At 65.9% G+C, this 18,231-nt stretch carries 12 protein-coding genes; 8 read left to right on the top strand and 4 right to left on the bottom strand.

Annotated features, from left to right (window positions below):
• Positions 1–2: 2 nt before the first annotated feature.
• Together cysD and WC815_16945 are read right to left on the bottom strand one after the other, a co-directional pair.
• Entirely contained in the window at positions 3–893 is an 891-nt protein-coding gene (gene cysD, locus WC815_16950) for a sulfate adenylyltransferase subunit CysD (GenBank protein MFA5910474.1), read from the bottom strand.
• Between the two features lie 33 nt (positions 894–926).
• Positions 927–2,279, bottom strand: a complete 1,353-nt coding sequence (locus WC815_16945; protein ID MFA5910473.1) for an MATE family efflux transporter — start codon at positions 2,277–2,279, stop codon at positions 927–929.
• A gap of 44 nt (positions 2,280–2,323) precedes the next feature.
• On the opposite strand from WC815_16945, the gene WC815_16940 reads away from it, so the two are divergent.
• Entirely contained in the window at positions 2,324–3,244 is a 921-nt protein-coding gene (locus WC815_16940) for a hypothetical protein (protein ID MFA5910472.1), read from the top strand.
• Positions 3,245–3,337: 93 nt separating this feature from the next.
• Here WC815_16940 and WC815_16935 read toward each other — a convergent pair whose 3' ends face one another.
• Positions 3,338–4,921, bottom strand: a complete 1,584-nt coding sequence (locus WC815_16935) for a M20/M25/M40 family metallo-hydrolase (protein MFA5910471.1) — start codon at positions 4,919–4,921, stop codon at positions 3,338–3,340.
• Positions 4,922–5,013: 92 nt separating this feature from the next.
• Between WC815_16935 and WC815_16930 the strand changes: the two genes are divergently transcribed.
• Entirely contained in the window at positions 5,014–7,050 is a 2,037-nt protein-coding gene (locus tag WC815_16930) for an aconitase family protein (GenBank protein MFA5910470.1), read from the top strand.
• A gap of 195 nt (positions 7,051–7,245) precedes the next feature.
• Here the strand turns inward: WC815_16930 and WC815_16925 are convergent, their stop codons facing one another.
• Entirely contained in the window at positions 7,246–7,722 is a 477-nt protein-coding gene (locus WC815_16925; GenBank protein ID MFA5910469.1) for an OsmC family protein, read from the bottom strand.
• 264 nt (positions 7,723–7,986) lie between these two features.
• On the opposite strand from WC815_16925, the gene WC815_16920 reads away from it, so the two are divergent.
• The 6 genes from WC815_16920 to WC815_16895 all read left to right on the top strand — a co-directional run bounded on the left by WC815_16920 (position 7,987) and on the right by WC815_16895 (position 17,885).
• Positions 7,987–10,629 (top strand): M14 metallopeptidase family protein, encoded by a 2,643-nt coding sequence (locus WC815_16920; GenBank protein ID MFA5910468.1) that lies wholly within the window; start codon positions 7,987–7,989, stop codon positions 10,627–10,629.
• A gap of 120 nt (positions 10,630–10,749) precedes the next feature.
• Positions 10,750–11,841, top strand: coding sequence for a serine hydrolase (locus WC815_16915; GenBank protein MFA5910467.1), 1,092 nt, complete (start codon positions 10,750–10,752; stop codon positions 11,839–11,841).
• 229 nt (positions 11,842–12,070) lie between these two features.
• On the top strand, positions 12,071–12,910 hold the full coding sequence (locus tag WC815_16910; protein ID MFA5910466.1) for a sigma-70 family RNA polymerase sigma factor: 840 nt from the start codon (positions 12,071–12,073) through the stop codon (positions 12,908–12,910).
• Positions 12,907–16,230: a CHAT domain-containing protein gene (locus tag WC815_16905; protein MFA5910465.1), complete on the top strand. Its 3,324-nt coding sequence runs from the start codon at positions 12,907–12,909 to the stop codon at positions 16,228–16,230. Before WC815_16910 ends, WC815_16905 begins: the two co-directional genes overlap by 4 nt.
• Before the next feature lie 32 nt (positions 16,231–16,262).
• Entirely contained in the window at positions 16,263–17,135 is an 873-nt protein-coding gene (locus WC815_16900; GenBank protein ID MFA5910464.1) for a hypothetical protein, read from the top strand.
• Positions 17,136–17,144: 9 nt separating this feature from the next.
• A complete protein-coding gene (locus WC815_16895; protein MFA5910463.1) occupies positions 17,145–17,885 on the top strand; it encodes a hypothetical protein in 741 nt (246 codons plus the stop codon).
• Positions 17,886–18,231: the final 346 nt, after the last annotated feature.

The raw sequence follows: 18,231 nt of genomic DNA, 5'->3' as shown, positions 1-18,231 counted from the left end.
GCTCAGAAGTATCCCTCCCGTTTCTTCTTCTCCATGGATGACGGTTGGTCGCTGTCGATCAGCCGGCCCTGTCGCTCGGAGGATGCCGCGGCCACCGTCTCGGCGATGATCGCCGCGATCGTGGTGGCGCGGCTCTCGACGGCGCCGCTCAACGGGTAGCACCCCAGCGTTCGGAACCGCACCCATCGGCGTTCGGGCTGCTCGCCGGGTGCGAGCGGAAACCGCTCGTCGTCCACCATCACGAGGGTCCCGCCGCGATGCACGACCGGCCGCTCGGCGGCGAAGTAGAGGGGGACCACCGGAATGGCCTCGCGTTCGAGGTAGCGCCAGACGTCGATCTCGGTCCAGTTCGACAGCGGGAACACGCGCATCGACTCACCGGGGCGGATGCGCATGTTGTAGATGGCCCAGAGCTCCGGGCGCTGCGCCTTCGGATCCCACCGGTGGCCCGCCGCCCGGAACGAGCAAATGCGCTCCTTGGCGCGCGAGGCCTCCTCGTCGCGGCGGGCGCCGCCAAAGATGACGTCGAAGCGGTGGGTATCGAGCGCCTGCCTGAGGGCCTCGGTCTTCATCACGTCCGTGTAGGGACCCGAGCCGTGCGAAAAGGGATTCACCCCGGCGGCCAGGCCGGCCTCATTGCGGTGCACGAGGAGGCGCATGCCGGACTCGCGCATCACGCGTTCGCGGTGCGCGTACATGTCCCGGAATTTCCACGTGGTGTCGACATGCAGCAAGGGAAACGGCGGTGGCGAGGGATGGAACGCCTTGCGGGCGAGGTGCAGCAGCACCGACGAGTCCTTGCCGATGGAATACAGCAGGACCGGTCGCTCGGCGCCGGCCACGGCTTCACGCAGGATCTCGATGCTCTCCGATTCCAGGACGTCGAGCGTCATCGACCCCCCATCATGGCACGACTGCGGTGCGGGTCAGAGACCATGGGCGACTCGATAGTCATGGATCTTCCGCGCCCAGACCCAGAGGAGGATGGTGCCGGTGACGATCAGCCCCAGCGACAGGCCCACCCACAGGCCCCACACCCCCCAGCCGATCACGAAGCAGAGCGTGTAGCTCACGGGCAACCCCAGCAACCAGTGCGCCGCCAGGTTGACGAACATGGGTGTGCGCGTGTCGCCGATGCCTCGCAGCGTGCCGGTGATCACGCCCTGAATGCCGTCGAACAGCTGAAAAATCGCAGCGAGGTAGAGCAATGACGTGCCCACGGTGAGCACGGCGGGGTCCGCACTGAACCAGCCGATCAGCGTCCGCGGCATCGCCACGAACAGGGCGCCGGAGGTCAGCATGAACCCCACGCCGAGCAGGATGGCGGTCCACCCCGCGGCGGCGGCGCGAACGGGATCTCCCGCGCCCACGGCGTGACCGACGCGAACCGCGCCGGCCGAGCCCACGCCCAACGGGATCATGAAGGCGATGCCCGCCAGGTTGAGCGCAATCTGGTGTGACGCGCCGGAGATGGGATCCAGCGTGCCGGCCAGCGCCGTCGCCAGGGCGAACACGCCGACCTCGGCCAGCGTCTGCGAGGCCGCCGGCAGGCCAAGGGTCAGCAGGCGGCGAAGCCGCGCCGGATCGACAACTCGCGGAATCCGCCAAATGCTCTCGCGGCCGGAACGCCTGTCGGTCCACCAGATCGCGGCCGCCAGAGCGGCCAGCATGTAGATGCGCGCGATCAGCGTGGCCCACGCCGAGCCCGGCACGCCAAGCCTCGGGAAGCCCAGGTGTCCGTACACGAGCAACCAGTTCATGGCGGCGTTGAGGACGTTCGCCGAAATCAAGGCGAACATCACCGGCGTGACGCGGTGCAGGCCCTGCAGGTAGCGCCGGCAGGCGGCGTAGGCCAGCAGGAACGGCGTGCTCCAGATCAGGACGAAGAAATAGGGCTGCAGCTGCGGCACCACCGCGGCGTGGAAGCCGAGCGACGGGATCGAGAACGCCAGCAGCAGGCACACCGCCATGATCGGCAGGGTCATCAGCGCCGCCAGCGCCAGGCCGTCGAACAGCCAGCGGTGGCAGTCGCGGATGTCGCCGGCGCCGAACGCCTGCGACACCAGCGTGTCGAGGCCGAGCAGCACGCCCATGCCGAAGATAGCGACGGCGATGTGCAGGGCGGCGCCCACGCCCACGGCGCTGATCGCCTCGGGGCCGAGGCGCCCCACCATCAGCGTGTCCACCACGCCCATCGCCATCCAGCCGAGTTCGGCCATCACCACGGGGACGGCGAGGCGGAGCATGGGGACCAGTTCGGAGCGGAGGGACGCGCGCACGGGAATCCTCAAGCTTACGGTAGGATGGGCCGGCGGAGCCAGCCATGCGAAGCCGAGTCACAGCCAGTCCGGCTAAAGCCGGACTCCACATTGTCGTTATCGCGCTCGGCCTGTCGGTCACGGTGGGCGCGCAGGTCGGCAACACGCCGGGATCCGGATTCACGACCATCATCGGCAGCGCCATGCGCTACGTGATGGCCTACGAGCAGAAGTTCTCGCTGCTGGTGGCGGAAGAAACCTACGTCCAGGAGCTGCAGCGGCCCACCAACCCCGGCGACAACCTGAACCAGCGCAACCCGGGTGGCGGCATGCGGGCCGGCGGCGCGATGAACCGCCTCGTGCTCCGCTCCGACTTCATGCTGGTGCAGTTGGGCGGCGACGGCGAAGGCTGGATGTCGTTCCGCGACGTGTTCGAAGTGAAGGGCGCCAAGGTGCGCGAGCGCGACGACCGGCTGTTGAAGCTGTTCCAGACCAACGACAAGGATCGCTTCGAGATCGGCGCCAAGTACACTGAAGCAACCGCACGCCACTACGTCGGCAACGTCGCGCGCACCATCAACATCCCGACGCTCGCGTTGATGTTCCTTCACCCGCGGGTGAACGAGCGCTTCGAGTTCACGGATGAAGGGGAAGAGACCATCGCCGGCCGCGTGCTGCGGCGGGCCGCCTACCGCGAAGCGGCGCGGCCGACGCTGATCAAGACCACGCGCGGACGCGACCTGGCGCTGACCGGGCGTCTCTGGATCGATCCGTTCACCGGCACGGTGGTGAAGACGGAGCTCAACGCCGCCGATCCGGCGGTGCGCTGCGCGATCACCGTCACCTTCAAGAAAGACGAGGCGCTGGATTTCTGGGTGCCGTCACAGATGGACGAGTACTACAAGGCGGCGCTGGGGCTCGACGAGATCCTCGCCACCGCCACCTACGCGAACGTCAGGCGCTTCTTGAAGACGCCAAGCGAATGATGATCTGGTGATCTTGCGAACTCGTGACGTGGCGATTTGGCGACCAGCAAATCACCAAATCTCCACATCACGAGATCACCAAATCCGGATTCGTTACGGCGTTGGCAGAGGCGGCATCTTGTCTTTCGGGAGCCGCGGCAGCTTCTCGTCCCGCATCGCCAGGTGGTAGACCGCCGCCGCAATCACCATCGCCGACTGCTTCGCATCGTCTTCGATGACACGCTCGAAGGTGTCGAGGTTGGTGTGCCAGGTGTGCGAGTTGTATTCGATCGGATCCTGCTGGATGCCAATCCCCGGCAGGCCGGCCTCGTTGAACGACGTTGAATCCGTGCCGCCGCGGCGGCGGCTCTGGGTGGCGCTGACGCCGAAGAAGCCGTTGTCTTCGAACGGCCTGGTGGCGTCGCGGAGGATGGCGGCGGCGTCGGCCGGCCCGAACACCGACATGCCGCGGGCGCGGCCGGTGCCGGAGTCGATGTTGAAGTAGCCGGCGAAGTTGGCGTGCTCCGGCTTGGCGTCTTCGATCATGCCGAAGTGCTGCTTCACATATGCCTGCGAGCCGAGCAGGCCCTGTTCCTCGCCGCTCCACAGCGCGAGCCGAATCGTTCGTCGCGGCTTGACGCCGATCGCCTGCAGGATGCGGATGGCCTCCATCATGGTGGCGCAACCAATGGCGTTGTCGGTGGCGCCGGTGGCGGAGTGCCACGAGTCAACGTGGCCGCCCAGCATCACCACCTCCTGCGCCTTGTCGGTGCCGGGGATCTCGGCCACCACGTTGTAGGCGGTGGCGCCCTCCGGTGACGTGTGGTTGACGATGGTCAGCTCGAGCTCGACGACGAGGCCATCGGCCAGCAGGCGCGAGAGGCGGCCGTAGTCTTCGTTGCGCATCACCACCGTCGGCACCGCCTTGGCGATGTCAAAGGTGCGGTTGTTGAACGCGCGGATCTGTCCGTGCTCCCGGCCGGCGTCGTTGACGCGGGCGGCCGCGCCGGCCGACACCAGGAACTGATCGAGCTGCTCGGCCACCTGGTTGGCGGGCACGACGTTCGGGTCCGGCCGCGCCGGCGGGCCACCGGGAAATCCGCCACCGGGGGCGGGGTTGGCCGGGTCGTATTGGGCGCGCACCTCGTTGTCTTCGCGCCGCTTCTGCGGCGGAAGGATGGTCACCCGCACAACGGCGGGCGCTCCCACCATCACCACCTTGCCCTTCACGCGGTCGCGGTGATCGGCGAAGAACTTCGCCAACACCTCCTTGGTGGGCTGCGCGGGCACGATGATCTGCACCGCCGGCGCGGTCACCGTCCCATTCGTGCCCGGCGTCCACGCCAGCGCCTCGGCGATGAGCGAGTCCTTGACGGGCGCCGTCACGTGGACCGACAGGCGTTCGTTTGACCAGCCGGGATGACCGAAATCCCAGGGTTCGAGGTGCGCATTCTTGAGGCCCCAGGTCGTGGTCTCCTTGACGACCCAGTCCTGTGCGGCCTTCAGGTTCGGCGACCCGGTCAGGCGCGGGCCGTAGACGTCGGTGAGGAAGTGGAGCGTGCGCAGAATCTGGGAGTTGTCCGTGGCTTCACGGCGGATCTTCCACTGGATGTCGCGGTCGACTTTCTCCTGCGCCGTCGGCGTCGCGATCGACAGCGCTGCTAGAGCGAAGCTCAGGGCGAATGTGGTGTAACGCATGGCCGCCATTCTAGTCCGGCTAACCGCCTTCGCGAACGCTACGGCGGGTCAAGAGGCCGGACACCACTTCGTCACGTTACAATCGATAGGTTATGCAGATCGCGAAACCCGCCATCCTCAAGCCCGGCGTTACCCTCGACACCTTGCCTGCTCCGCGCCCCGCCGACCTGGCGGGCGGCGATGCCAGCCGGACCATCCGCGGCAAGGCCCTGGTGATCTGGGACCCGAAGCACCCCGGCAAGAAACTCGACGCCATCGACACCGACCAGATCACCCCGGCCGCCGACTGCGTGTCAGAGAGCCTGGAGACGCTGGACGAGCGGTGGAAGGCGGGCTCGTTCCGCTACCTGATGCCCGACTTCCGCGCCCGCGTCCATCAGGGCGAGACGTTCGTCGTGGCGGGCGATCGCTTCGCCATCGGCAGCTCCCGCGAGATGTCGCCGGCCGGCCTCAAGGCGATTGCCGACGAAGTGGGCCTCGAGATGGTGATCATCTGCGGCCACAACATGGGCGACATCTTCCGCCGCAACTCCTTCAACCTCGGCCTGCACGTCGTCCAGAGTCCTGAGGCGGTGGCCGACGCGAACGACGGCGACGAGTTTACCTACGAGACCGGTTCGCGCCAGGTCGTCAATGTCACCCAGGCCAAGACCTACACGCCGGTGCCGCTCAGCGCCAAGGAAGACGAGATCCGCCAGAGCGGCGGCATCTTCGCCGTCGGCCGCCGCGAGTTCCGCTCGTCGGTCGAGCGCAAGCCGGAAGTGATCTTCCCGGATGCAGAGCAGGCGCGCGGCATGTCGACGACGGCGCAAATCGTGTGGGCGCACCGCGTGGACAAGGACGCCGAGGTCGCACCGGGCGCCACGCTTCGCGTGTATGCGGATCTGCTGCCGGCCTCGGATGGCACGGCGCCCTTCTCGATCCACACCTTCAACCAGATCACCGGCGGCAATTCGATTCTTCCGCGCCAGGCCGCGGTGGCCAACGATCACTTCGTCTTCACCGGCAAGGCAGACGACGACAAGCAGACCGGCATCGGGCGGCAGTTCGCCGCGTTCCACGACATCAAGAAGCCGTACTACGCGACGCCGGGCGACGGCATCTTCCACTTCTACTTTCCGGAGCAGGGCCTCGTGCTGCCCGGCCAGTTCATTCCCGGCGCCGACTCGCACAGCCGCGCCTACGGCGCCTACGGCGCGGTCGGCATGGGCGTGGGCTCGACGACACTCGGGTTCGGGTGGTCGACCGGCTACATCTACTTCACCATGGCGGGGCAGCGGCGCGTGACCTTCCGCGGCAAGCTGAGCTCGTGGGTCACCGGCAAGGACATCGTGCTGGAGTTGCTGCGGCGCTGGGGCGCCAGGCAGTCGCAGGGCATGTCGGTGGAGCTGGTGGACGCCGGCCAGCAACTGCCCATCGCCTTCCGCAACACCATTGCCAACATGATGGCGGAGGCCGAGGCGCTGAACGGGATTTTCGCGCCCGACGACATCACCTACGCCTGGTACAAGGCCAAGGGCATGACGGAGTTGCCGTATCCGCACTTCGGCTGCGGCCCTGATGCGGTGTTCGACATCGATGAAGAGCTGGTATTGAACGACATCGCGCCGATGATCGCCAAGCCGTTCAGCCCCGGCAACGCGTTCCCGGCCGAAGACGTGGCGCGCGAGCGCATCGAGTTCGACAAGGCGATGATCGGGTCGTGCACCAACGGCAGCTACGACGACCTGCTCTCGGCGGCGCTGGTGCTGGTGGCGGCGCGCGCGCAGGGCCTCACCAAGGTGCAGAAAGAGCTCGTGGTGTTCCCGGGATCGGGCGGCGTCAAGCTGCTGATCGAGCGCCCCGATCCACGGCTGGGTGGTGAGTCGATTGCGGATGTGTTCCGCAACGCGGGTGGACAGATCCGCGCCTCGTGGTGCGGGCCATGCTTCGGGCAGGGCAGCGACGCGCTGGTCAAGGGACAGCGCGCGATCACCTCGTTCAACCGCAACTGGCAGAACCGCATGGGCCTTGGCGGCGAGGGCTATCTCGCATCGCCGTCGGTGGTGGCCGCTTCGGCACTGGCCGGTTACATGGCGCCGCCCACGGAGCTCGGACTCGTCTGGGACCCGGAGAAATACGGCGTCTAGCGGTCAGATACCAACCGACAGGAGCGGCAAATTCTTCTGACGTGAAGAAACTGACGCTGTTCCTGTTGTTCGTCCTGATCCCAGCACTTGACGCTCGTCAAGCCGCAGCCGGCCCGCCCGTTCTTCACGATCTAGCGGCGCGCCAGCGTGAAGGACCCCTGGCGCTACATCGCCGAGTAGGGCCTGGATCTGAATCTACGCGAATAGAGTCCGCGGCTCACAGCGAACCGGAAAGTTGACCGAGTTGGCGACGAAGCACAGGTGATGCGCACGTTGGTGCAGCGTCTCCGCGAGCGCGGCGTCGCTGCCGGCCTGCAGTGTCACCGTTGGCCGCAGCACGATCTCGGTGAAGTGGCCTCCGGTCGCTGCCACTTCAAGCAGCGTCCCCACCGCTTCGTCATCGTAGGCCGTGACGATGACCTTCGCCTCGGCGCACAGGTGCAGGTACCACAGCATGTGGCACGACGACATCGCCATGACCAGCAGCTCTTCCGGGTTGTAGCGCGTGCCGTCGCCGCGAAAGGCGGGGTCGGACGACCCGGGAATGACCGGCTTGCCCGGCACCGAATACTCGTGCGCGCGGTCGTAGGTGCGGTAGTTCGCGGTGCCGGTGCCGGTGTTGCCGGTCCAGGTCATGCGAATGGGGTAGAGGTGCTGTTTGCCGGCTGACATATCGCCCAGTCTCCCATATTCAGGCGCCTGGCACTCCAGGCGCCCGAGTCCCGAGCCCCAAGCCCAAATGTCATAAGCTATCCGGCGTGCGGAAAGCCTTCAGTCTGGCGGTCATGCTCGCGGGCGCGGCGACGTGATCCCCGGCAACTACGGCGAGGCCGAAGACCGCATTGGCCGCCTGGCGCAACAGCTCCTGGAGTACTTCGACAAATGAGGACCGGCATTTTGTATTTGAAGGCATTGGCTCTGTGTCTCTGTGCCTCGGTGGCCTCCCCTTTGTGGGCCCAGGAGCCGGCGCTCTGGCCCGGCGCGAAGTACGACACCGCCATCCCGACCATCAAGCAGGTGCTGGGCCATGACCACGGCGAGGTCATCACCCCGCCCGAGGGGGTGGCGCAGTATCTCCAGGCCCTGCAGAAGGCGGCGCCCACGCGGACGCGCCTGGTCGAGTACGCGCGCACGTGGGAGGGCCGGCCGCTGTGGCTGTTCGTGATCGGCAACGCCGATCGCATCGCCAGGCTCGATCAGGTGAAGGCGGATCTGCGGCGCTTCGCGGATCCCCGCACCGTGGCGCCGGCGGAATCTGATCGCCTCGCCCGCGAGCTGCCGGTGGTGGTGTGGCTGGTGCACGGCGTGCACGGCAACGAGATCTCGTCGGCCGACGCCGCCCTCGCCGAGGCCTATCACCTGCTCGCCTCGCAAGGGGACGCCGGCGTGGACGCCGTGCTGCGCGACGCGCTGGTGCTGATCGATCCCATGCAGAACCCGGACGGCCGTGCCCGCTTCGTGTTCCAGAACCTGTTGGGCCGCGCCTCCGCGGCGGATTCCGCGCCGTACAGCGCCGAGCACGACGAGCCATGGCCGGGCGGGCGCGTCAATCACTACCTGTTCGATATGAACCGCGACTGGTTCGCGCAGTCGCAGCCCGAGACCCGCGGCCGCATCAGGATCGGCCTCGACTACGTGCCGCAGGTCACCGTGGACCTGCACGAGCAGGGCGGCGACAACGCCTACTATTTCGCGCCGCCGGCGGATCCGTTGAACCCCCACATCACCAAGAGCCAGATGGCGTCGTGGGACCTGTTCGGCCGCGCCAACGGCGGCCGCTTCGACGAGCGCGGCTGGGCGTACTACATCCGCGAGGTCTACGACGCGTTTTACCCCGGCTACGGCGATTCGTGGCCGACCTTCCAGGGTTCGATCGGCATGACTTACGAGCAGGCCTCGGCGCGCGGGCTGGCGTTTGCCCGCAGCGACGGCGACACGCTCACCTATCGCGACGGCGTGATGCACCACTTCAACGCCGCCATCACCACCGCGATCACCGCGGCCCGCAATCGCGAGAAGCTGATGCGCGACTACCTCGACTACCGGCGCAGCGCCGTGGCCGAGGGCGAGAAGGGGCCGGTCCGCGAGTACCTGATCGTGCCGGGCCACGACCCGTCGCGCGCCGACCGGCTGGCGCGCAACCTCGCCACCCAGGGCATCGAGGTGCGGCGGGCCGACGAGCCGATCAAGCTCGCCGCGCGGACCCTGCCGGCCGGCACCTACATCGCCTCGAACACGCAGCCCACGGCGCGCATGCTGCGCAACCTGCTCGACCCGAAGACCGACCAGTCGGCGGAGTTCATCAAGCGGCAGGAGGAGCGCCGCAAGATGCGGCTGAACGATCAGATCTACGACATCACGGCGTGGAACCTGCCGATGTTGTACGACGTGGAAGTGGTGGCCAGCCCGGCGCCAGTGGGCGCCAGGTCAACCCCGGTGCCGGCGCAGTACGACGCGGCGATGCCGGCGCGCGCCGTGGCCCCGGGCAAGGTCGGCTACCTGATGCCGTGGGGCTCCAGCGCCGCCGCCCTCTCGGCCGACGCCCTCCGGCAGGGACTGCGCATCCGCAGCGTCGGCGGCGCTTTCACGCACAACGGTCGCCGCTATCCGATCGGCACGGCGTTCTTCCGCAACGCCGAGAACCCGGCTGACCTCAACCCCAAGCTGGCCGCGCTCGGCACGACATACGGCGCCGAGATCGTTCCGATCGACGCTACGTGGGTGGACGAGGGCACGTCGCTGGGCAGCAACGACGTGCAGGCGTTGAAGTCACCCAAGGTCCTGCTGGTGTGGGACACGCCCACGCAGACGCTGTCGGCCGGCTGGACCCGCTACGTGCTCGAGCGCCGCTTCGGCCAGGACGTGACCGCGGTGCGCACCAGCTCGCTGGGCCGCGCCAACTTCAACGACTACGACGTCATCGTGATGCCGTCGGGCAACTTCAACGGCACCATCAACGACGGCGTGTTGAACCGGGTGAAGGACTGGCTCAGGAGCGGCGGCACGCTGGTCACCATGGCCGAGGCCACGCGCTGGGCCACCGGCGCCAGCGTCGGGCTGCTCGACACGACGGGTCTCCTCAAGGACGGGCGGCCGGATGTGGCGCCGCCCGCGGGTGCATCAGGTGCATCGGGTGCGTCAGGTGCGTCGGGTGCTGCTGGTGCCGCGCCGAAGCCGGGCGAGGTCTTTGACTACGACAAGGCGATTCAACCCGATCGCGAACGCCCCGCTTCGCAGCCCGGCGCCATCCTGCGCGTGACGCTCGACACCAATCACTGGCTGACCGCCGGCAACGACGCCGAGACGCAGGTGATGATCGAGGGCAACCGCGTGTTCGCGCCGCTCAAGTTGAACAGCGGGCGCAACGTCGGCATCTACGCCACCAAGGACAAGCTGATCGCCTCCGGCCTGATCTGGCCGGAAGCCCAGGACATCCTGGTGCAGAAGGCGTTCCTGATGCACCAGCCCTTCGGCCAGGGCCACGTGATCGGCTTCGCCGAAGACCCGAACTACCGGGCGTTTACCGAATCGACGATGTTGTTGTTCATGAATGCGGTGTTGTTGGGCCCCGGTTACTAGGCGGGACTGAAGTCCCGCCCTTCTGGCACTAGTTAGGGGAATGAATCAATGAGAGCGATCAACCTGCGCAACCGGCCTTTGGTTTTGAAGATCCTGTCTTCTCTGTGCCTCTGCGTCTCCGTGGCCACGTTCGTTTCGGCACAGAGCGCCCCGTACTACCCGCCGGCCGGCGCCTGGGCGAAGAAGACGCCCGCAGAACTCGGCATGGACCCGGCGAGGCTCGCCGAGGCCGTCGCCTTCGCGCAGTCGCGCGAGTCCACGCGCGCCATGGATTTCTCCGACCAGGAGAAAATCTTCGGGTCGCTGCTCGGCTCGGTCCCCACCAGGCGCGCCAAGACCAACGGCCTCGTGATCTACAAAGGCTACGTCGTCGCCGAATTCGGCGACACCACGTGGGTGGATCCCACCTATTCGGTGGCCAAGAGCATGATGTCCACGGTGGCGGCCATCGCGGTGCGTGACGGCAAAGTCACCGACCTCGACGCGCCGGTCGGCGCCACGGTGAAGGACGGCGGCTACGACGGCCCGCGCAACGCGCAGGTCACCTGGAAGATGCACCTGCAGCAGGAAACCGAGTGGGAAGGCACGATGTTCGGCAAGAAGGACGACTTCGTCGGCGCCGAGGCGTTCGGCGACGGCGAGCGCAAGCCGCGCGAGTTGAAGCGGCCCGGCACCTTCTACGAATACAACGACGTTCGCATCAACCGGCTCGGCATGTCGTTGCTGCAGACGTTCCGCAAGCCGGTGCCCGAGGTGTTCCGCGATGAGGTAATGGACGTGATCGGCGCCTCCAACGCCTGGAAGTGGGTGCCGTACCACAACAGCTACGTCACCATCGACGGCAAGAAGATGCCGTCGGTCAGCGGCGGCACGCGGTGGGGCGGCGGCGTGTGGATCAACTCGTGGGACATGGCGCGGTTCGGGTACTTGTGGCTGCGCGGCGGCAAGTGGGGTGACAAGCAGGTGCTGCCGCCGGCGTACGTGAAGGCCGCGGTGTCGGCGAGCGCGCACGGGCCCGACTACGGCTACTTGTGGTGGCTGAACACGGCGGGCAAGAACTATCCGGGGTTGCCCACCAACGTCTACGGCGCGCGCGGCGCCGGCAGCAACACCATCCTGATTTCACCCGATCACGATCTGGTGGTGGTGTGGCGATGGCACGCCGGCAACGAAGCGGAGTTCGCCAAGCGCGTGATTGCGGCGATTAAGTAGAGTCCGGCTTCTTGACTAGGCGCCGCGCGAGTTGACTCGCGCGGCGCGCATCGCGTCCAGCAGCGCAAAGCCAAGCCGGCGGGCTTTCCGGTAGGTTCTCAGGAAGGACACGAGTCGTCGGATCACGGTCTCGGGGGGACATTATACGACTCCAGGTGACAAGATAGCGCCGGAAACCCCTTGTTGACGAGCCGGATTGTCACCATAATCCGCGGAACTCCTCCTAAGCGTGTCGTCAACAGATTCGTACTCCGAACACTCGGAGACCATCGAGGCGGTTCTCGCCTTCGTCAGCCGCCGGCATCGGCTCGCACCCGACGACGGCGATGAGTTCTCGTCGTGGGCGCGCCTGCGCCTGATTGCCGACGAGTGTGCCGTGCTGCGGAAGTTCCGGGGCACGAGCAGCCTGCGCACGTACCTCATCTCGGTGGTGCTCCACCTGTTCCAGGACTGGCGCAACGCGCAGTGGGGCCGCTGGCGGCCCAGCGCGCAGGCGCGCACGCTGGGCCCGGTCGCGGTGGAACTCGAAAAGCTGGTGAGCCGCGACGGCCGGGACTACGAAGAGGCCGTGGAGACGTTGGTGACGACGGGCCAGGCGAAATCGCGGCACGAATGCGACGAGGTGTGGGCGAGATTGCCGCGCCGGGGCTCGCGCCGGTTCACCGATCCGGATGTCCTTGACGATGTGCCGGCGCCGGCCGGTTCGACCGACTGGCTTGGCTTCGACGACCCCCATGAACTGGCGACCCGCGCGAGCGAGGCGCTGGCGCAGGCGCTTCGCGGCCTGCCGCCGCAGGAGCAGTTGATCATCCGGCTCCGCTACCTCGATGGCTTCACCGTGCCCCGAATTGCCGACGCCATTGGCGGCGAGCAGAAGCCGTACTACCGGCGCATCGAGCAGATTCACGAGAAATTGGGCGCGTCGATGATGGCCGCCGGGGTGACGGTGGAGGAATTGCACGCCCTGTTCAGCAACCCCGAGGCGGAGCTTGGGGAAATCCTGGCGGCCGAGTTGGGGAAATTGAGAGTCGGGCCGTCTACTTCATCGAACGCCGGGGGTGGCGCATGACGAATGAACCCAGGGCGGGCAAGGCCATCGACCCGGAAACATTGGCGGCGTACATCGACAAGCGTCTCTCCCCGGACGAACGCGCCGTCGTCGAGGCCCAACTCGCCACCGATCGCGAAAGCTATGAGCTGTTGGTAGAGCTAATGAAGGCGCAGGACGAACTCGGCGACGTCGCCTCGGCACCAGCCAAAGCGACGCCGGCGCCGGTCGTTCCGTTGCCGCCGAGAGTGTCGACGACGCGACGTTGGATCGTCGCCGGCGGCGGGCTGCTCGCCGCCGCGGCGGCGCTCGTGCTGGTGGTGCGCTTGCAGCCGGACCTGCTGCAGCGGCTGACTGGCGGAGTAGCCGTCGATCCGCAGCTTGCGAAACTTGTCGCGGCAGTCGGCGAGGAGCGCTACATCGAGGCGCGGCTGAGCGGCGGGTTCAAGTACGGTCCGTTGCGATCGGTGACGCGCGGACCTGGCGATCTGTCGCAGCAGAATCTCGCGTTGCTGGCGGCAGCGGGTGAGCTGCAGAAGAAGGCGCAGCAGGATCCGAGCGCAGAGAACCTCCACGCGTGGGGCGTTGCGCTGGCCACTATGAGTAGATTCGATGAGGCGGTGTCGAATCTGGAGAGCGCGTACGCGCTGGAGCCGAGCGCCGAGGTGCTGGCGGACCTGTCTGCCGCCCATTTCGGTCGCGCCGAAAGTTCCGCTCGTAACGAAGAGTTGGTGCAAGCGCTGGACCTGGTGGAGCGCGTTCTGCTGGACCAGCCCCGACTGCCGGAAGCCCTGTTCAATAAGGCATTGATCCTCGAACGCTTCAACCTGAAGAACCAGGCGCAAAGCGCGTGGCGCGCCTTCCTCGAGGTGGACGCCGAATCCCGCTGGGCGGACGAAGCGAGGCGGCGGCTGTCTTCGACCATCGGCGCCTGGACTCCTCGCGACTATCAGATCGAGCTTGTTCGATTCGAATCTGCCGATGTCGCCTCGACTTGCCGCGAGGTGGGTCGTGACGGTCAACTTGCACGTGAACTGGTCGAGGACTACTTTCTGCCGGCCTGGGGGGACGCAGTCAGGCTCGCCGACGAGGCCGCCGCACGCCACTGGCTGCAACGGGCGCGCGCCGTTGCAGAGTGCCTCTCGTTGCGGGGCGAACGGCCGACCCTGGCCGCTGTCGAGGTCGTCGAGAAGGCGCCGGTGACATCGCGGCTCCAGCTCGCTCAAGCGCACATCACGTGGAAAGCGGCGCGCGCCGCTTATGCGCGCAGTTCCCCGCAGGAATTCGGCCCGATGTTTCAAGCTGCAGGCGCAGTCTTGAAAGCGCACGGAAGCCCCTTGCATTGGTGGGCGCGGCAGTACGGAATCGCGGCCCGCTTTTTCGCGTCAGATCTGGAGGGTGTGGAGCGAGAGACGGAGATCTTGCAGCGCAGTGGCGCGATCGAGGAGAAGACGTCGCTGTGGGCTCGTCTGCAGTGGAATATCGCTGCGGTGCGCTTTCAGCAGGCACGGTTTGGCGAGGCGATCCAACTCTACAGCGTCGCCCTTGATGTCTATCAGGCCCTACCGGAGAAAGACAACACCGTCGCGATGCACCAGTCAATGGCCGAGGCGTTCGGCTACCTCGGCATGAATGACAACGCCTGGATGCATCACCGGCAGGCCCTCGCCGACATAGACCAAGTGCGCGAGTATCGAAAGGTCCAGGCGGTGCTCACCGCTCCCGGGTATACGGCGCACAGCATGGGCGCCGGGATGGCGTCGTACAACTTTTTCGCGGAATCCGGTGCCCTCGCGCGTGCCCAGAAGTCAGTGAACTATCAGTTCGAATCAGCAGTTGGAGCCGGCAGGGCACTTGTCGCGGCCGGCCGATTCAAAGAAGCGAATCCGTTCCTTCAGCACGCCGTGGATCTGCAGCCATCAGTGACGAACCCGAACTTACGGACGCGTCTGACGGGCGACGCCTGGATCGCGATGGCAGAAATGCGTGCGGGTGAAGGCGACAGTGCGGACAGCCTGTTGTGGTCCGAGAAAGCCAGAGCGAACATCGACGCGGTTTCTTCGGAGTATCGGATCGCGCACCTGCGGTTGTTGCGGGGAACGGCAATGCGTCGCCAGGGGCGTTTCGTGGAAGCGCGTGACGAGTTCGCGTTGGGAATCGAGGCACTGGAGTCTAAGCGCGCGCGTCTACAGGAGGCTGCGCAACGCATTTCGTACCTCGACCGGGCATGGGATCTGTATTCAGAAATCGTCGGCGTGTCGGCACTGGATCTGCAGCGACCCGAAGAAGGGCTGGCATGGGCAGAGCGGGGCCGGGCGCGAGTCGTGAAAAGCGCATCCGACGATTCGGTGTTGCACGACCTGACGTTGACGTCGCTGCCGTCCCGTCACGCAGTGCTCTGCCTCTTGATGTCAGACAGGGGCCTTTTCTCGTGGTTAATCACCGATTCAGGCCTTGAATTCAGGCATCTGGAAGATGTGACGGGGCTGAGGGCGTTGGCCAACCGAAGAAGCCCACCGACCACCGGCCAGCTCGAGGAAGCATTTGACGCGATGATCCGCCCGCTGGCCCATCGCCTTTCAGCTGACGATCATCTCGTGGTCGTGCCTGACTGGAACACCCAGAGCATCCCGTTCGCCGGGCTTCGAGACCGAAATACCGGTCGCGTCCTTGCCGATCAACCGTCACTGACGATCGCACCAACGGTGGTGAGTGCGTACAGCCACGCACTGCGAGCGGCGGCGCCGGCACGCCCCGATGCCCTCGCCGTTTTCCTGGCCGACCGTGTGGGCCGCGACTCGCCGGCTCTTCCTGGTGCTCGGTCGGAGGCGCACGCGATCGCCAGCCTATATCACCGATCGCGAGTGCTCGACGGGAACCTCGACACTCGTGCCCTCCAGGCAGCGCTTCGGGAAGCCGATGTGATTCACATCGCGATGCATGCGATGGCCGATGGCCGGTACGCGGATCGGATGACCCTGGCGATTAGCGATCCCGCTACGGGCCGTCCCTTGGACGTCAGTGCGCTCTTGGGGCCCGGGCTCAGCCGGACGCGCTTGGTCGTGCTCGCAGCCTGCCAGACGGCCCGCGGACCGTTTACGCGGGGCGAGGTTCTCATGAACCTCGCAAGGCCTTTCATCGCGGCCGGCGTGCAGCAAGTGCTGGTCACCGTCTGGGACATTCCGGATGAACTGACCGCAACATTGATGTTGGACTTTCATCGGGCTCTCGCATCAGGAATGGACGCTTCCTGTGCCCTTGCCAATGCCCAGCGTCTGGCCAAGCAACGCTCGTCGACCAGTAACTGGTGGAGTGGATTCGTGCTCATTGCGAGTAGTTGACGCCACCATTCTCAACACTGAGGAGTTCGCACATGTCCGTACGCATCAGGTTCGCCGGCCTTACGTTCCTCCATCTCTCCACGACTGGGGTCGAGAAGGGCTACGCCGCAGGAGAGGTGGCATTGATAGACCCATCGGCGGCAGACGCTCATCGCGATCTCGTCAAGGACGTCGGCAGTCACCTGCCATTGCTTGTCGTCAAAGAGTCAAGTGTCAAGGAGGTGGAGGGACCGGACCAACGCTTCCCCCTGGAAGGGGCCATCCGGGCGAACTGGCTGGGCGGTGCGACCAGCGTCGCTGGATTTGTCGGATGGTCACTCAGCGGTGCGACCGTTTCGCTCGCCAATGATATTTCGAAGAAGCTCACGGTGATTCGCGGAACGCCGAACCGTGATTCCGTCAAGGGATGCAACCTCGACAAGACGGACTGGAAGAGCATCGAGTGGATCCCCAGTGCCAACGTCGCCGCTCCAGGATTGGAACTGGCTCCGTACTGGCGTACGAGCCCCCACATCGCCGCCCGCTTCGTGCTCGGCGAGGGAACCCTCAGTTCGACCACTCCGCTCGAACCCAATTCTGGCCAGATTCCCATCAGCTTGTTTCCAGGCGACGGGCCTAAGGCCTACTCGGATGCGCTCCTCTTCGAGAAGACCGTTGTGTTCGAACCCGCAATCACGATCCACAGGCCAGCGTCCAGAACGATGATTCGTTTCGACACCACGGATCTGGACGTGTGGGTCCTTTCACTGGATGATCCGAATCACTCGACCCCATCCTTCGATCATTTCGTGCTGTATTCGCTGCTCCCATGGAGATTCCGCGTGCCGGAGTTCGATCCAAAGAATGCATGTCTCGATTACAAGCAGACGAGCGGTGAGTGCTTTGGTATGCGCTACGAGGACTAGTGGGCCGTCGTGGCTAAGCTGAAGAAATGGCAGTTTGTCGGTCTTCTGCTGCTGGTGGCGCTTCTCTGGGCCGTGATCGACATCCTGGAGAGGCTCCAGGACGGCCCCACCGAAGCGGGACATGCAGAAGTCGTCTGGGTCGACGCGAAGACACGATGCTCGGCGGTCAGGATCGCTGACACGATCCTCCTGACCGCCGATACTGCGCATTGTCAACTGGAGGAAAAGAACGCTGTGAAGGACGACAAGGGCGGCTTTGCTGCCCTGGAAACACTGATCGGCAACAATGCGGCGGCCGGTGTCTCGATCTGGAAGATGAAACTGGACCCGACCGCACCGGCGGGCATGTCGGTGTGGCCCGATGCCTCGGCGGTGAGCGCAGGCACCACGATGCGACTTGTGGGCTATGGCAGACCACCCTCGTCAGCGGGAGTCCGCAAAGCCGCCGTCGGCGCGTTGACGGCGGCCTGCAGTCCGACCGATGGGTGCAGTCAGCAGCCGGCCTGGACGGCGAACATCTTGCTTGGCCGCGCGTGCGGGCATGACAGCGGCGGCGGGCTCTTCACGACTGACCGCAGCGGATCTGCCAAACTTGCGGGACTACATATTGGGCCCGCTCCCAATGCGGGGTTGGATAGGGAATGTTGTGTCGACAAGACCCGCTTTGTTCTGCTCGACCTCACCTTGGAAAAGTGGATCTGCGACCAGTTAAAGGCCGCTGGGATCTCCCATGCGGCCTGCGAACTGTAGTGTGAGACTTACGCCGGATTTCCGTCTGCACATCGCCAGCCGCCTTGAGTCGCGTTGCGGATAGGCGATGCGTGGCAGGGCGGACCGCGTCCGCGATACCCAGCGTCCGACACTCCCGTCCTGCCGCGGACCCCGCCGGACTGGGTGCTCCTCGCCGCCGCCACGGCGGTCATCATCGCGGTGTTGCTGCCCGGACGAGAACAACTGGGGCGACGTGAACGAGTACTAGCACGCGGATGTTTGCATTCACCCCCAATGTCTTACGGTGCCCAATGACGTCGCGGTTGCTGGCGACGCCGCACAGCTCTCTGCATGGGGAACAAGCAGCGCACAAGGCACGATCGGG

The sequence above is a fragment of the Vicinamibacterales bacterium genome, assembly GCA_041659285.1.
Classification (GTDB): Bacteria; Acidobacteriota; Vicinamibacteria; order Vicinamibacterales; family UBA2999; genus 12-FULL-67-14b.
The sequence above is the reverse complement of the archived record's forward strand: the minus strand, read 5'-3'. Positions and strand labels throughout refer to the sequence as shown.

Bases quoted from the DNA above. Each gene is read 5' to 3' on its own strand.
- cysD (MFA5910474.1), bottom strand. From the start codon at position 893: ATGACGCTCGACGTCCTGGAATCGGAGAGCATCGAGATCCTGCGTGAA.
- WC815_16940 (MFA5910472.1), top strand. From the start codon at position 2,324: ATGCGAAGCCGAGTCACAGCCAGTCCGGCTAAAGCCGGACTCCACATT.
- WC815_16935 (MFA5910471.1), bottom strand. From the start codon at position 4,921: ATGCGTTACACCACATTCGCCCTGAGCTTCGCTCTAGCAGCGCTGTCG.
- WC815_16930 (MFA5910470.1), top strand. From the start codon at position 5,014: ATGCAGATCGCGAAACCCGCCATCCTCAAGCCCGGCGTTACCCTCGAC.
- WC815_16925 (MFA5910469.1), bottom strand. From the start codon at position 7,722: ATGTCAGCCGGCAAACAGCACCTCTACCCCATTCGCATGACCTGGACC.
- WC815_16905 (MFA5910465.1), top strand. From the start codon at position 12,907: ATGACGAATGAACCCAGGGCGGGCAAGGCCATCGACCCGGAAACATTG.
- WC815_16900 (MFA5910464.1), top strand. From the start codon at position 16,263: ATGTCCGTACGCATCAGGTTCGCCGGCCTTACGTTCCTCCATCTCTCC.